The organism is Rhizobium sp. ZK1, from assembly GCF_047782645.1.
Classification (GTDB): Bacteria; Pseudomonadota; Alphaproteobacteria; order Rhizobiales; family Rhizobiaceae; genus Rhizobium.
The window spans coordinates 1619500-1633679 of record NZ_CP180587.1; the positions used below are offsets into that span (position 1 = coordinate 1619500).

The following is a 14180-nucleotide window of genomic DNA, read 5'->3' on the forward strand; positions in this document are numbered from 1 at the left end:
GACCGTGACCCACGCGCTTGCAACCGCACAAGGCCCCGCCGGCACCACGGATCTTCCGCCGGTCCGCGTTCAGCGCCAGACCGTTTCCGGCGTCATCGCTACGGGGCTGGGCATCATCGCGCTCTTCACCATCGCCTCGATGCCGCTCTGGGCAAGCCAGGGCCTGATCCGCGATGTGGTCGAGCTCTGCTGCTACATCGCCGTTGCCCAGATGTGGAACCTGCTTGCCGGCTATGCCGGACTGGTGTCGGTCGGCCAACAGGTCTTCGTCGGCGTGGCTGCCTACATGATGTTCGTGATGGCGCAGCTCTGGGGCATCAATCCATTTGTCGCCGTCATGCTGGCGATGATCGCACCGGCCCTGCTCGCCATTCCCACCTATGGTCTGCTGCATCGGCTCGACGGCCCCTATTTCGCGATCGGTACCTGGGTCGTCGCCGAAGTACTGCGGCTTGCGACTTCGGTCTTCGGCTATGTCAACGGCGGGGCAGGAATGAGCCTGCGCGTCATGACCAGCTATTCGCCCATGGAACGCGCCGTCGGCGTTTCGCTCCTCTGTGCGCTGATGCTGCTCGTTACCGTCGGCGGCCCTTACTGGCTCCTACGCTCGCGCTACGGCCTGGCGTTGATCGCCATGCGTGACAATCCGGTCGCGGCGGCAAGCCAGGGTGTGAATGTCGGCCGGCTGCGCTTCCTGATCTGGGTCGCCGCGGCTGTCGGTACGGGTCTTGCGGGCGCCATCTACTTCATGGCCCAGCTGCGCATCACCCCACCTTCCGCCTATGATCCGAACTGGGCCAGCATCGCCATCTTCATCGTCATGGTCGGCGGCCTTGGATCGCTGGAAGGCGTGCTGATCGGGGCACTGGTCTACTTCTTCGCCGAACGCTGGTTCGGCCAGTACGGCGCGACCTATATGGTGGTGCTCGGCCTGCTCACTCTTTGCATGGCGCTTTTCGCGCGCGGCGGCATCTGGGGCCTGATCTGCAAGGTCGTCGACGCCCCGTGGTTCCCGACACGACGAAGGCTGATGGAGGATCGGACATGAAGGCCGTGCTTTTCGACGGCGTCGGAATGCCGCTGAAATTGGGCGAACGCCCCGTTCCGGAACCGGCTTCCGATGAAGTCATGCTCAGGATCGCTGCTTGTGGCATCTGCGGTTCCGACCTGCACATGACCGAGGACCCGAAGACTTTCGGCCTCAATCGTCACGACGTGCTCGGCCACGAATTTGCCGGCGAAGTGGTCCGATGCGGCACCGGCGTCTCCGAGCTCAAACCGGGTGACCGGGTGGCTGTGGCGCCGATGCGCGGATGCGGCACATGCGACAATTGCAGAAAAGGCGAGCCTGCCTGGTGCGCCGAAATGCGGCTGATCGGCGGCGGATATGCCGAATATACCACGGTCACCGCCCGCCAATGCCGGATCCTGCCCGATGACCTTCCGATCGAAGAAGGCGCGCTGGCCGAACCGGTTGCCGTGGCGCTGCATTGCGTGATGCGGTCGGGATTGAAGCCAGGCGAGCGCGTGCTGATCCTCGGCGCTGGGCCGATCGGCCTGCTGGTCGCCTTCTGGGCACGACGTCAAGGCGCCCGCGACGTCATCGTCGCCGACATCAACCGGCATCAGGAAGAAGGTGCGGCCTCGATCGGCGCGACCGGCTTTGCCATGTCCGGCCCCGGACTGGCGCAAGAATTCCGCGCCAAGACCGGCGGAGCGCCCGACATCGTCTTCGAATGCGTCGGCAAGCGCGGGCTGATCGATTTCGCCTGCCAGCTCGTCCGCACCCACGGAACGGTGGTCGGCGTCGGTCTCTGCGTCGGCGGCGACGACTGGGATCCCTTCGCGGCCTTGTCCAAGGAAATCCAGCTCATCTTCGCCGTGTTCTTCAACATGGCCGAGTTTGAGACAGCGCTCTCTGCGCTTGGCCCCGGCCGCTACCGCCCCCAGGCGCTGATCACGGGCCGGATCGGCTTCAATGACGTGCCCGATGCCTTCGAAGGACTGAGGCACCGAACGACGCAATGCAAGGTGCTGATCGCCGCTGATGCGGCCTGATCGATTGTCGAGGAGGATAGTCTATGGAATTCGAGACCCTGACGCAGGACATCGACGGTGTGCGTACGGTCGTGAAGGCGATCGGCGGCGGTCCCGCCGTGCTTGCGCTGCATGGCGCGGCGACGATCGAGGGGTACGAGTGGGCGCGCGGTCTTGCCGAGCGCTTCCGTATCTATCTGCCCTTCCATCCCGGTTTCGGCGAGAGTGCCGAGGCGCCGCACATTTCCGGCATGCAGGATATGGTGGTCCACAATCTCCGGCTCATCAAGGCGCTCGGCCTCGAGCGTCCGCATCTGGTCGGCCACTCCATGGGCGGCTGGATGGCGGCCGAGATCGCCGCCGTCGCCGGGGAGCGGTTCGGCAAGCTGGTGCTGAATGCGCCGGCCGGCCTCAATCATCCCGATCATCCCGGCGCCGATCTGAGCCAGATCCCGCCGGATCAGTTTCCCGCCTATCTCGCCCACAATGTCGAGGTCGCGGCCCGCTATTTCCCGGGCGGCTCGGAATGTCCCTCGACCGAGGGTTTCCTGGCCGCCCGGGAGAAGGAAGGCCCGGCGCTGGGCAACATTCTCAATGCACATGGCATGGGTCATCCGAATCTCGGCCGCTGGCTAAGCCGGATTCCCAACGAGACCCTGATCGTCTGGGGCGACAGGGACCGCATGCTGCCCGCCTCGCAGGCGCCGCTCTGGCAGGTGGCCATCCCCAATGCCCGGACGCTGATCATCGAGGATGTCGGCCATTTCGCCATGCAGGAAGATCCGCGAACCGTCACAGCCATCGGCGACTTCCTCGCCACGTGAAATCCGAGCGCAGCGCCCCGGGGCGATCTGCGACGACCAGGACTATCAAGGAGGAATTATCATGAACGCACCTATCAAGCATGCATCTGGCTACTGGGGCACGAAGACGGACTTCGCCTCCCTCATGGCACATGTCGACAAGATCGGCCCGATCCTCGATCAAAATTCCGAGGCGAACGAGAAGCTCGGCCGCCTCAACGAGGAGACCTTCGAGGCGCTCAAGCCTATCCGCATGAGCCATATCTTCGCTGGCGAGGACATCGGCGGTGCACAGCTCTCGCCGACGCAGGGCCTGCAGCTCATCGAGGCGATCACCTATCACAGCGGCGCGGCCGGCTGGGTATCGATGGTACACGCCTGCATCGGCGCGATGTCGGCGGCCTTCCTGCCCGACACTGCGATCGGCCGCCTGTTCGGCGGCAAGACCGACAACCGGTTCTCCGGCCAGGGTACGCCGACCGGCATGCTGAAGAAAGTCGATGGCGGCTATCGCCTGAACGGCAAGTGGTCCTATGCCAGCGGTATCTACCACGCAACCTTTACCCACACCGCCGCCCTGCTCGACGACGGCAACGGCCAGCCGGCCAAGGACGAGAAGGGCGACGTGATCGTGCTCTGCGCGCATGCGCCGGTCGACGACCACGACCTGCTCGGCAATTGGAATGTCCTTGGCCTGCAGGCCACCGGCAGCATCGACTATGCCGCCAATGACGTCTTCATTCCCGATGACATGGTGTTCCCGATCCTGACTGCCGAACCGCAGCGCATGCAGGAGTTCTTTAGCCTCGGCGTGGTGGGCCTTGCCGCCATTGGCCATTCCGGCTGGGCGATCGGCGCATCGCGCCGCATGCTCGATGAGGCCGCGAAATACGCGAAGACCAAGACCGGCCGCGCCGGCCTGCTCGGCGAGAGCGACAAGTTCTGGTACGATTTCGGCCGGGCAGAGGCTCGTGTGCGGGCCGCCCGCGCCTTCCTGTTTGAGGTCTGGCGCGACGTCGAAGCCTCGATCGAGGCCGGCAACCGCATGACAACGCGCCAGATCAGCCTGGTGCATCTCGCCAAATCCGAAGTGCATGAGGCGGGCGTCGATGCCTGCCATTTCGTCTATCGCTCGCTCGGTGGGGCTTCGTTGCGCTATGGCGTCATGCAGCGGATCTATCGCGAGATGCTGACGGCCTCGAACCATTTCACGATCAACCCGAACATCGTCGCCGCCGTTGGCCGCGACATTGCCGGCCTGTGGAGCGACCGCACCTGGCAGTTCTACGACCTAATCGAGAAGAAATGAGCGCGCGGGCAAAAGGCATGCCGGATAAAGTGGCGGCGCCTGAAACGGGCACCGCCGCCGTCAGCTCCGGCCTCACCGAGGCGTTCGTGGCAGCCTTCCGGCACCATCCGTCCGGTGTCGCCATCATTACGGCGGAGGGCGCCGAAGGCCCGGTGGCGATGACCGTGAGTTCGCTGATCTCGATCAGTGCCGCACCACCCATGGTCGCCTTCTCGCTCTCGGCATCGTCCTCGAGTGGGAAGGTGGTCGAGCGCGCTGCATCCGTCGTCGTGCATTTCGTGCGCCGTGCCGACATGCAACTCGCCCGGCTCTGCGCGACACCAGGCAAGGATCGCTTCGGGACGGACGTGCGCTGGTCAAGGCTCGACAGCGGCGAGCCTTATTATCCGCAGGTCGAACTCTGGTTTCGCGCCGAGCTGCGCGGCCGGCTGGAAACGTCGGGGGCCTGCCTGGTGACGGCGGAGCTGACCGCCGTATCATCCGGGGCGCTTGTGACACGACAGGCCGAGGCGCTGGTCTATTCCAACCGAGCCTGGCACGCGCTGGGTCCCGTGGTCGACACCGTCTCGGCGCCTATGCTGCTGTGGCCCGACGATTCCGCCACCTTCTGAAGCCATGCCGGCGGCATGGCCGCCGGTTACCCTATTACATTCCCCAGACCACGGATTGTTCGTGGCGCTTGATGAGATGCCTCAGATTCTGGAAACTCTTGCGAAGATGTGCCGAAAACGCCTCAATGGCCGGTGCCCCGAGATCGCCCGAGCGCCTGAGCAGGCCCAGCGCCCGTTCAGGGTGGGGGATATTGACCGGCAGCGCGGTGATCGCCTTGTCATTGCGATAGGCGAAGACGACGCTGTGCGGCAGGATCGTCAATGCGTCGCTTTCCTTCATGTAGTTGATCGCGCTGGTCAGCGATCCGCCGGCATAGCGGATCTTGGTCTCGGTGGCGCCGAGCGACAGAACCAGGCTGCGCAGATCAGCGAGCAACGGACTACCGGGCGGCGGCGCGATCCAGGGAAAGTCGAGCAGTTCAGGACCCATCAGCTTGCGCTTGAGCAGCAGCGGATGCGTGACGCGGCAGGCCACGACATTGCGGCCAGGCAGCAGTTCCTGGAAATGCAAGCCCGAACCTTCTTCGAGCATGTCAATCGGGCAAATGGCGAGATCGATGCGGTCGGCGACAATGGCCGCGCGCAACTCGGAAAGATAGCCGTAGCTTTGCTCGACGCGAACGTCTGGCGAGGAATTCTGGAAACCGGCAATCATGCCGGCAATCAGAGCATCCATGAAGAAGGGCGTACCGCCGACGCGCACCAGCCCGGTGCGGCCATGGCGAAATCCCTCGACAAGGGTCGATGCCTTGCGGGCGGAGGTCAATATGGCCTGGCCGTGATCGGCCAGCGCCCGGCCGAGCGGCGTCGGTTGCAGCGGCCGTCGCCCCTTGAGGAAAAGCGGCTCGCCCAGACGCTTTTCCAACAGCGCAAGCGTTCGCGAAACGGCCGGCTGGCTGAGCCCGAGCAGCGTCGCACCCTCGGTCACACCCCCTGCCTGAACGACCGCAGCGAGCTGCGCGAGATGCCTTTCATCTATCTTCATAACAATAACGAATATAAATCGCCGGAAAAATTATCAAGCATTCTATTCCGGCCTGTTAGGTTCTCGTCATGGGAGGAGTCATGCCAGACATATCGTTCAGTGAGCGCAACTCTGCGCAGCGTGTGGCCGAGCGGCTCGACAGGCATGCCGAAGGCCCTTTGCAAGCCTTCATGGTTCCTTTCATAGAGCATCTGCACACGCTCATCCGGGAGACGCGTCCGTCGCAAGCGGATTGGCGGCGGGCGATGGAATTCCTGACCGATGTCGGCCATGCCAGCGACGGCCGCAGGCAGGAATGGGTGTTGCTCTCCGATCTGCTGGGCGTCACCGCACTCGTTGAGGAAATCAACACAAATCGGCCAAAGGGCGCGACGCCCAATACCGTGCGCGGCCCCTTCTACCGAGCCGATGCGCCCCGGCTGGCGCTCAATGCCAATATTTCCCTCGACGGCGTCGGCTCGGCGCTTGCCGTCAACGGCCATCTGCAGGATCTCGACGGCAAGCCGATCGCCGGCGCCACGGTCGAGACCTGGCAGGCCAATAGCGAAGGCTTCTATGAGAATCAGCAGCCGGACCAGCAGCCGGAATTCAACCTGCGCGGCATCTTCACGACCGACGACCAGGGTTGCTTCCGCTACAAGACCGTTCGCCCGGGCGGCTATGCCGTGCCGAGCGATGGCCCGGTCGGCCAGTTGCTGGGCAGGCTGGGTTTTCCCATGCGCCGTCCCGCCCACCTCCACTACCTGATCAAGGCCGATGGCTTCGAGACGATCAGCACGCATGTCTATGACGGCAGTGATCCGCATCTTGGCCGGGACGCCCTGTTCGGCGTGAAGGACGAGTTGATCGGCGAATTCAAGCCGACCGGCAAGGGGGATGCCTCGACACTCGACTTCACCTTCACCATGGTTAGGGCGAAGAAGGGGCGAGGCACGACATGACGCTATCCTTCACCTATCAGGGCAGTGCGGCGCGCATCGTCTTCGGCAGTGGAACGAGTGCCGATGTCGGCAAATGGGTCGAGGCCCTGGACTGCCGCCGCGCGCTCGTCTTATCGACGCCGCACCAGGCATCCGATGCGCAAGCCATGTCGAAACGGCTCGGAACGCTGTCGGTCGGCACCTTCACCGAAGCGACCATGCATACCCCGGTCGACGTGACGGAGCGCGCCGTCGCGCGCGCGGCCGAGCTCGGCGCGGATTGCGTCGTCTCCCTCGGCGGCGGCTCGACGACCGGGCTTGGAAAGGCCATGGCCTATCGCACCGATATCCAGCAGATCGTCGTGCCCACGACCTATGCCGGCTCTGAAGTCACGCCGATCCTCGGCCAGACGGAAAACGGCGCCAAAACCACGCTGCGCAGCCCGAAGGTCACACCGGAAGTCGTGATCTATGATCCGCAACTCACGCTCGGCCTGCCGGTCGGCATGAGCGTCACCAGCGGCCTGAATGCGATTGCCCATGCTGCCGAAGGGCTCTATGCGCCCGATCGCAATCCCATCACGACGATGATGAGCATCGATGGCATTCGCGCGCTCAGAGACGCGTTGCCCATCCTTATCGGCAATCCGCGCGACGGTGCCGCTCGCGGAAAGGCGCTCTACGGCGCATGGCTCTGCGGCACCGTGCTCGGCCAGATCTCGATGTCGCTGCATCACAAGATCTGCCATACTCTGGGAGGCAGCTTCGACACGCCGCATGCCGAGACCCACTCCATCATGCTGCCGCATACAATCGGTTTCAACGCGTCGGCCGTGCCGGACCTGATGACGCCGATCTGCGACATTTTCGGTGGCACGACACCCGGGCAGGCCCTTTGCGACTTCGCGAAATCGATCGGCGCGCCGATGGCGCTCAGGGATTTTGGCCTCACTGAGGCCGATCTCGATAGGGCGGCCGACATCGCGACCAAGAACCCCTATTCCAATCCGCGACCGATCGACCGCACATCGATCCGCGCCTTGTTGCAGGACGCCTGGAAGGGAACACGACCGCCATATTGAATTCTTTTGGGAGGAAGAAGGCATATGATTACGAGACGTGAATTGCTGAAGTCCGCAGCCGCCACGGGAGCCTTGGCGGCAACATCCGGCCTCGCCATGCCGGCGATCGCCAGGGGCACTCCGATCAAATTCGGCTATGTCAGCCCCCAGACCGGTCCGCTGGCCGCGTTCGCCGAGGCCGACAAGTTCATCATCGACGGTTTCATGGCCGCCACCAAGGCGGCCGGCCTGAATTACGAAGTCGTGGTAAAGGACAGTCAGTCCAATCCGAACCGCGCCGCCGAAGTCGCCAAGGAGCTGATCGTCAGCGACGAGGTCAATCTCGTCCTCGTGGCATCGACGCCGGAGACGACCAATCCTGTGGCCACTGTCTGCGAGGCAGAGGACGTGCCTTGCATTTCGACCGCGGCCCCCTGGCAGCCCTGGTTCATCGGCCAGCAGGCAAATCCCGGCGATCCCACATCCTGGAAACCCTTCAACAGCGCCTTCCACTTCTTCTGGGGACTGGAAGACGTCATCGCGGTCTACACCAACATGTGGGGCCAGCTCGAGACCAACAAGAAGGTTGGCGGCCTGTTTCCCAACGATGGCGACGGCAATGCCTGGGGCGACAAGGCTGTAGGCTTTCCGCCAGTTCTGGAGAAGCTCGGTTATACGCTGAAGGATCCGGGCCGATACCAGAACCTGACCGACGATTTTTCCGCACAGATCAACGCCTTCAAGTCGGACGGCAGCGACCTCATCACCGGCGTGATGATCCCGCCGGATTTCACCACTTTCTGGAATCAGGCGCAGCAACAGGGCTTCAAGCCCAAGGTCGCTTCCATCGGCAAGGCGATCCTGTTCCCACAGGCGGTCGAGGCGCTCGGCAAGACCGGACACAACCTTTCCTGCGAAGTCTGGTGGTCGGCGAGCCATCCTTTCAAGTCGTCGCTGACCGGCCAGAGCGCCCGTGAACTCGCTGAAGGTTTCACCGCTGTCACCGGCCGGCCCTGGACCCAGCCCATAGGCTTCGTTCATGCGCTGTTCGAGGTCGGCCTCGACGTCATGAAACGTGCAGACCCGACCGACAGCGAGGCGGTCATCGCCGCCATCGCTGCCTCGAACATCGAGACAATCGTCGGCAAGGTGGCCTGGGACGGTGCCAATGTGCCGCCCTTTGCGGCCAGGAACATCGCCAAGACGCCGCTGGTCGGCGGTCAGTGGCGTCTCAGGGACGGCGGCGGCTACGATCTTGTCATCGTCGACAACCAGACCGCGCCGAACATTCCGACCGGCGGCAGGATGGAAGCGATCGGCTGAGCCATGCCGATACTCGCCCTTGACCATGTATTTAAAAGCTTCGGCGCCCTGAAGGTCGCCGACCAGATTTCGTTTGCACTGGAGACGGGCGAGGCGCTCGGCGTAATCGGGCCGAACGGCGCCGGTAAGTCGACGCTGTTCAACCTCATCACCGGCAACATCCGCGTTGATGCCGGGACCATTGAGTTCGACGGCAGGGACGTGACGCGACAGCCGCCGATGGCGCGCTGCCTCGCCGGTATCGGCCGGACGTTCCAGATCCCGCAGCCCTTCGAAAAGCTGACGGTGTTCGAAAACCTGCTGGTCGCCGGTGCCTTCGGGTCGCGCAAGAGCGAGCGAGAGGTCGGCGACCGCTGCGCCGATATTCTCGTCGAGACAGGGCTTTATCTTAAGGCGAACCAGCTCGCCGGAAGCCTGGGGCTCCTGCAGCGCAAGCGCCTGGAGCTCGCCCGCGCGCTCGCGACCGACCCGAAGGTCCTGCTGCTTGACGAAATTGCCGGTGGATTGACGGAGGCAGAATGCCAGGAACTGGTGGAAACGATCCGTGCCATCCATCGGCGCGGCGTTTCCATCATCTGGGTCGAGCACGTGCTGCATGCCCTCAATTCGGTCGTCAGCCGGCTCGTCGTTTTGCATTTCGGCCGGGTAATCGGTGACGGTGATCCCGACACGATCATGGCATCCAAGGAGGTGCGTGAAATCTATCTCGGGATCGATGTCTGATGGCGTTGCTCGAGACACATGGCCTGACGGCCTTCTATGGCGATTTCCAGGCGTTGTTCGGCGTCGATATCGCCTTGAATGAAGGTGAGACGATCGCCGTGATCGGCTCCAACGGCGCCGGCAAGTCGACCCTCCTGCGATCGATCTCCGGCCTGATCCGCAATGTCCCCGCACATATCCGGTTCGATGCCCGGGACATCGGCGCCCTGGCCGCTCCGGATGTCCTGCAACTCGGCATCGCCATGGTGCCGGAAGGCCGTCGGCTCTTTCCTTCCCTTTCCGTCGAGGAGAACCTGCTGATCGGCAAATATGGCCGGGTCGGCAACGGTGCGTGGTCGCTCGACACCATCTACGATCTCTTTCCCGTGCTGAAGGAGCGGCGCCACCATCCCGGCACCACACTCTCGGGCGGACAGCAGCAGATGGTCGCGATCGGCCGCGCACTGATGTCCAATCCGCGCGTGCTGCTCTGCGACGAGGTAAGCCTCGGGCTCGCGCCCGTGGTGGTCAGGGACATCTACGCCGCCTTCCCGAAAATCCGCGCGACGGGCGCTTCGATTGTCATCATCGAACAGGATATCGGCCAGGCGCTGAAAGTGGCCGACCGGGTCTACTGCATGATGGAGGGACGGGTGACGCTGACGGGCACGCCGGAAACGCTGAGCCGCGAGAATATCCATGCCGCCTATTTCGGAGCGCATGCGCGATGAACTGGCTCGATACGATCATTCAGGGCATTTTGCTCGGCGGCCTTTACGCACTTTTCGCGGCCGGGCTCAGCCTCGTCTTCGGCATTATGCGGCTCGTCAATCTCGCCCATGGCGATCTGATCGTGCTCGCCGCCTTCCTGATCCTGCTGCTGGTTTCGGCACTCGGCCTCAATCCCTTCATCGCTGCCGCGGTCGCGCTGCCCGTGATGTTCGCTCTCGGCTGGGCACTGCAATTCCTCGTGCTCAACCGGACACTCGGCAACGATATACTACCTCCCCTGCTTGTGACCTTCGGCCTTTCGGTCGTGATCCAGAACGGTCTGCTCGAGGGCTTTTCGGCCGACAGCCGCAGGATTTCCGCGGGCACACTGGAAACGGCCTCGCTCAAGATCGGTCCCGTCAGCATCGGCACCATGCCTCTCCTCACCTTTTTGTCCGCGGTGGGCGTCATCATCGCGCTCAACCTCGTCTTCTACCGCACTTCGCTCGGCCGGGCCTTCCGCGCCACATCGGACGACAGTGCGACGGCGGGCCTGATGGGCATCCGCGCCGAGCGCATATTCGCCACCGCCACCGGGCTTGCCATGATGGTGGTGACGATCGCGGCACTCTATCTCGGTACACGCGCCAATTTCGATCCGACCATGGGACCTGCACGGCTGATCTATGCCTTCGAGGCCGTGATCCTCGGCGGGCTCGGCTCCTTCTGGGGGACGCTGGCCGGCGGTATCATCATCGGCGTGGCGCAGACCGTGGGCGCCGCGATCAATCCGGAATGGCAGATCCTGGCGGGCCATATCGCTTTCCTGCTGGTGCTGGTCGTCAGGCCGCGCGGCCTTTTCCCACGGGCGGTGGATTGATATGAGCGATCACCTTTCCTCCTGCTGGACCGTCTCGGCGCACACGCGCGGTTCCTCCGCATCCATGCTGGTGATCCTTGCCATTGTGGCACTCGCCGTCGCAGCACCCCTCTTCGTCTCGCGCTCGGTGGTCCAGGATCTGTTCTTCATCCTGACCATGCTGGTGCTGGCACAGTGCTGGAACCTGCTCGCCGGCTATGCGGGCCTGGTCTCCGTCGGCCAGCAGGCCTTTGTCGGTTTCGGCGCCTATGCGATGTTTGCAGGCGTCAGCCTGCTCGGAATGGATCCGATGGCAGCCATCATGCTCGGCGGGCTGGCAGCGCTGGCGCTGTCTGTGCCCACGGCCTTCTTCGTCTTCCGCCTGCAGGGCGCCTATTTCGCTATCGGCACCTGGGTCATCGCCGAGATCGTGCGACTGTCGCTCGCGCAGTGGAAGGCGCTGGGTGGCGGAACCGGCACCTCGCTGCCGTCAGGCGCGACCCGCGACATGTTCGGCGTGCGCTTCGTCGCGGACCTGCTCGGCGTACGCGGCCCACAGGCCACCGATATCGTCTGCTACTGGCTTGCGCTGCTTTTGGCCGTCGTGACGATCGGTTCGATCTACAAGCTGCTGCGCTCGAAGCAGGGCCTGGGTCTCGCCGCGGTGCGCGACAACCGCGAGGCGGCGCGCTCGGTCGGCGTCGATCCTCTCTGGACAAAATCCTTCGTCTATCTCGTCGCGGCGCTGGCGACAGGCCTCACCGGCGCGCTGATCTATGTGCAGAAGGCGCGCATCTCGCCGGATGCGGCCTTCTCCGTTCCGGACTGGACGGCCTATGTGATCTTCATCGCGGTCATCGGCGGTATCGGTACGATCGAGGGGCCGATTATCGGGGTGATCGTGTTCTACATCCTGCAGAGCCTGCTGGCCGACTACGGTTCCTGGTACCTCCTGATTCTCGGTCTGATCGGCATCCTGATCATGCTGTTTGCGCCGCGCGGCCTCTGGGGCCTGTTCGCCGACCGCACCGGAATCCAGCTCTTTCCCGTCCGCCGCATCCTGGCGGGCCAGCCCAAAACCAAAGACATCAAAGGGAGTGATTGATGGCCGATATCGAAACCGACGTCCTGATCATTGGAACCGGCCCGGCGGGCTCGGCGACTGCGGCCCTGCTCGCCACCTACGGCATCGAGAACATGGCGATCAACCGTTATCGCTGGCTCGCCAACACACCGCGCGCCCACATCACCAACCAGCGCACGATGGAAGTACTGCGCGACCTGGGCCAGGAGGTCGAAGCGGAAGCCTATCTCCATTGCAGCCCGCAGGAAATCATGGGCGAGAACGTGTTCTGCACCTCGCTCGCCGGCGAGGAACTCGGCCGTCTCAAGACCTGGGGCACCCACCCGAAGTCCAAGGCCGAGCATCTACTCTCCTCGCCCACCGAGATGAATGACCTGCCGCAAACCTTCATGGAGCCGCTACTGTTCAAGACTGCCTGCGCGCGCGGGACGCAGGCGCGGATGTCCACGGAATATGTCAGCCATGTGCAGGATACCGAGGGCGTGACGACGATCTGCCGGGACCGCCTGACCGGCAAGGATTTCGCCATCCGCTCGAAATACCTGGTCGGTGCCGATGGCGGCAATTCGCTGGTGGCGCAGCATCTCGGCCTGCCGTTCGAGGGCAAGATGGGCGTGGCCGGTTCGATGAACATCCTGTTCAAGGCCGACCTCACCCGCTACGTCGCCCACCGCCCCTCGGTCCTCTACTGGGTGCTGCAGCCGGGCTCCAATGTCGGCGGCATCGGCATGGGCCTGGTGCGAATGATCCGGCCATGGAACGAGTGGCTGATCAATTGGGGCTATGACATCAGCCAGGGCGTGCCTGAGGTCGATAACGCTTTTGCCGAAGGCGTGGCCCGCGACCTGATCGGCGATCCCGATATCGACATCGAGGTCACCTCCGTCTCGACCTGGACGGTCAACAACTGTTACGCCACCCGCACACAAAGGGGCCGGGTCTTCTGCATGGGCGATGCGATCCACCGCCATCCGCCGTCGAACGGGCTCGGCTCCAACACCTCGATCCAGGATGGCTTCAACCTGGCATGGAAGCTCGCCATGGTCATCAAGGGCCAGGCCGGCGCCGGCCTGCTCGAAACCTATACCGAGGAGCGCGCGCCGATCGCCAAGCAGATCGTCACCCGCGCCAACCAGTCGATCGAGGAATTCGGCCCGATCTTCGGAGCACTTGGCCTGCTCGATTCCATCGACCCGGTAAAGATGCAGGAAAACATGGATCGCCGCTGCGACGATAGTAAGGCCGCCGAGAGCCAGCGTGCGGCGCTGCGCGAGGCGATCGCCTTCAAGGTCTATGAATTCGACGCCCATGGCGTGGAGATGAACCACCGCTATAAATCTTCGGCGGTTGCGACCGATGCTCAGCCCGAGCCCGCATTCACGAAAGACCCGGAACTGCATTTCGAACAGACGACCTGGCCCGGCGCACGCCTGCCGCATGCCTGGCTGTTCGGCAAGGGCAACCGGAAGACCTCCACGCTCGACCTCTGCGGTCACGGCAAGTTCACCCTCCTAACCGGTATCGGCGGCCGGGCCTGGGTCGATGCGGTCGAGACCTTGTCGGCGGAACTCGGCCTTCCGCTCGCAACCCATGTCATCGGGCCACGGCAGACATGGCAGGATCATTACGGCGACTGGGCACGTGCCAGCGAAGTGGGCGATGCAGGGGCCATCCTGGTGCGGCCGGACCACCACGTTGCATGGCGCTCCGAGGGGCTGGCGGCTGACCCCGCAGCCGAATTGCGCCGCGTGTTGACAACAATTCTGGATCGGTGA

General features: G+C 63.8%; 14 protein-coding genes. 13 read left to right on the forward strand and 1 reads right to left on the reverse strand.

Translation table 11 applies throughout. From position 1 onward, the window contains the following. The first annotated feature begins 4 nt into the window (after positions 1–4). The 5 genes from ACK9YZ_RS30055 to ACK9YZ_RS30075 all read left to right on the forward strand — a co-directional run bounded on the left by ACK9YZ_RS30055 (position 5) and on the right by ACK9YZ_RS30075 (position 4760). Complete coding sequence (locus ACK9YZ_RS30055) at positions 5–1048, forward strand: branched-chain amino acid ABC transporter permease (RefSeq protein ID WP_416067179.1); 1044 nt, start codon at positions 5–7, stop codon at positions 1046–1048. Further along, positions 1045–2058, forward strand: coding sequence for a zinc-dependent alcohol dehydrogenase (locus ACK9YZ_RS30060; protein ID WP_416067180.1), 1014 nt, complete (start codon positions 1045–1047; stop codon positions 2056–2058). Before ACK9YZ_RS30055 ends, ACK9YZ_RS30060 begins: the two co-directional genes overlap by 4 nt. Positions 2059–2081: 23 nt before the next feature. After that, positions 2082–2861, forward strand: a complete 780-nt coding sequence (locus ACK9YZ_RS30065; protein ID WP_416067181.1) for an alpha/beta fold hydrolase — start codon at positions 2082–2084, stop codon at positions 2859–2861. Positions 2862–2922: 61 nt separating this feature from the next. Beyond that, positions 2923–4149, forward strand: coding sequence for an acyl-CoA dehydrogenase family protein (locus ACK9YZ_RS30070; RefSeq protein WP_416067182.1), 1227 nt, complete (start codon positions 2923–2925; stop codon positions 4147–4149). A gap of 17 nt (positions 4150–4166) precedes the next feature. Further along, positions 4167–4760: a flavin reductase family protein gene (locus ACK9YZ_RS30075; RefSeq protein WP_416067183.1), complete on the forward strand. Its 594-nt coding sequence runs from the start codon at positions 4167–4169 to the stop codon at positions 4758–4760. Between the two features lie 34 nt (positions 4761–4794). Here ACK9YZ_RS30075 and ACK9YZ_RS30080 read toward each other — a convergent pair whose 3' ends face one another. Further along, on the reverse strand, positions 4795–5745 hold the full coding sequence (locus ACK9YZ_RS30080; RefSeq protein ID WP_416067184.1) for a LysR family transcriptional regulator: 951 nt from the start codon (positions 5743–5745) through the stop codon (positions 4795–4797). Between the two features lie 80 nt (positions 5746–5825). Between ACK9YZ_RS30080 and ACK9YZ_RS30085 the strand changes: the two genes are divergently transcribed. Genes ACK9YZ_RS30085 through ACK9YZ_RS30120 form a run of 8 tightly spaced genes read left to right on the forward strand, consistent with a single transcriptional unit; the run spans position 5826 to position 14180 of the window. Next, a complete protein-coding gene (locus ACK9YZ_RS30085) occupies positions 5826–6686 on the forward strand; it encodes a dioxygenase (RefSeq protein WP_416067185.1) in 861 nt (286 codons plus the stop codon). Continuing rightward, a complete protein-coding gene (locus tag ACK9YZ_RS30090; RefSeq protein WP_416067186.1) occupies positions 6683–7747 on the forward strand; it encodes a maleylacetate reductase in 1065 nt (354 codons plus the stop codon). The genes ACK9YZ_RS30085 and ACK9YZ_RS30090 overlap by 4 nt, the downstream gene beginning before the upstream one ends. Positions 7748–7771: 24 nt before the next feature. Continuing rightward, positions 7772–9049, forward strand: coding sequence for an ABC transporter substrate-binding protein (locus ACK9YZ_RS30095; protein WP_416067187.1), 1278 nt, complete (start codon positions 7772–7774; stop codon positions 9047–9049). A 3-nt stretch (positions 9050–9052) separates the two neighbouring features. Then, positions 9053–9772: an ABC transporter ATP-binding protein gene (locus ACK9YZ_RS30100; RefSeq protein ID WP_416067188.1), complete on the forward strand. Its 720-nt coding sequence runs from the start codon at positions 9053–9055 to the stop codon at positions 9770–9772. Beyond that, entirely contained in the window at positions 9772–10482 is a 711-nt protein-coding gene (locus tag ACK9YZ_RS30105) for an ABC transporter ATP-binding protein (protein WP_416067189.1), read from the forward strand. Before ACK9YZ_RS30100 ends, ACK9YZ_RS30105 begins: the two co-directional genes overlap by 1 nt. Then, positions 10479–11342, forward strand: a complete 864-nt coding sequence (locus ACK9YZ_RS30110) for a branched-chain amino acid ABC transporter permease (protein WP_216760067.1) — start codon at positions 10479–10481, stop codon at positions 11340–11342. The genes ACK9YZ_RS30105 and ACK9YZ_RS30110 overlap by 4 nt, the downstream gene beginning before the upstream one ends. Before the next feature lies 1 nt (position 11343). Further along, the gene (locus ACK9YZ_RS30115; RefSeq protein WP_416067190.1) at positions 11344–12426 is read left to right on the forward strand and encodes a branched-chain amino acid ABC transporter permease; all 1083 of its coding nucleotides are present in this window, start codon (positions 11344–11346) and stop codon (positions 12424–12426) included. Next, a complete protein-coding gene (locus ACK9YZ_RS30120) occupies positions 12426–14180 on the forward strand; it encodes an FAD-dependent oxidoreductase (RefSeq protein ID WP_416067191.1) in 1755 nt (584 codons plus the stop codon). Before ACK9YZ_RS30115 ends, ACK9YZ_RS30120 begins: the two co-directional genes overlap by 1 nt.

Coding starts and splice junctions, on each gene's coding strand:
- ACK9YZ_RS30060 (WP_416067180.1), top strand. CDS start 1,045: ATGAAGGCCGTGCTTTTCGACGGCGTCGGAATGCCGCTGAAATTGGGC.
- ACK9YZ_RS30065 (WP_416067181.1), top strand. CDS start 2,082: ATGGAATTCGAGACCCTGACGCAGGACATCGACGGTGTGCGTACGGTC.
- ACK9YZ_RS30070 (WP_416067182.1), top strand. CDS start 2,923: ATGAACGCACCTATCAAGCATGCATCTGGCTACTGGGGCACGAAGACG.
- ACK9YZ_RS30075 (WP_416067183.1), top strand. CDS start 4,167: ATGCCGGATAAAGTGGCGGCGCCTGAAACGGGCACCGCCGCCGTCAGC.
- ACK9YZ_RS30080 (WP_416067184.1), bottom strand. CDS start 5,745: ATGAAGATAGATGAAAGGCATCTCGCGCAGCTCGCTGCGGTCGTTCAG.
- ACK9YZ_RS30085 (WP_416067185.1), top strand. CDS start 5,826: ATGCCAGACATATCGTTCAGTGAGCGCAACTCTGCGCAGCGTGTGGCC.
- ACK9YZ_RS30090 (WP_416067186.1), top strand. CDS start 6,683: ATGACGCTATCCTTCACCTATCAGGGCAGTGCGGCGCGCATCGTCTTC.
- ACK9YZ_RS30095 (WP_416067187.1), top strand. CDS start 7,772: ATGATTACGAGACGTGAATTGCTGAAGTCCGCAGCCGCCACGGGAGCC.
- ACK9YZ_RS30100 (WP_416067188.1), top strand. CDS start 9,053: ATGCCGATACTCGCCCTTGACCATGTATTTAAAAGCTTCGGCGCCCTG.
- ACK9YZ_RS30105 (WP_416067189.1), top strand. CDS start 9,772: ATGGCGTTGCTCGAGACACATGGCCTGACGGCCTTCTATGGCGATTTC.
- ACK9YZ_RS30110 (WP_216760067.1), top strand. CDS start 10,479: ATGAACTGGCTCGATACGATCATTCAGGGCATTTTGCTCGGCGGCCTT.
- ACK9YZ_RS30115 (WP_416067190.1), top strand. CDS start 11,344: ATGAGCGATCACCTTTCCTCCTGCTGGACCGTCTCGGCGCACACGCGC.
- ACK9YZ_RS30120 (WP_416067191.1), top strand. CDS start 12,426: ATGGCCGATATCGAAACCGACGTCCTGATCATTGGAACCGGCCCGGCG.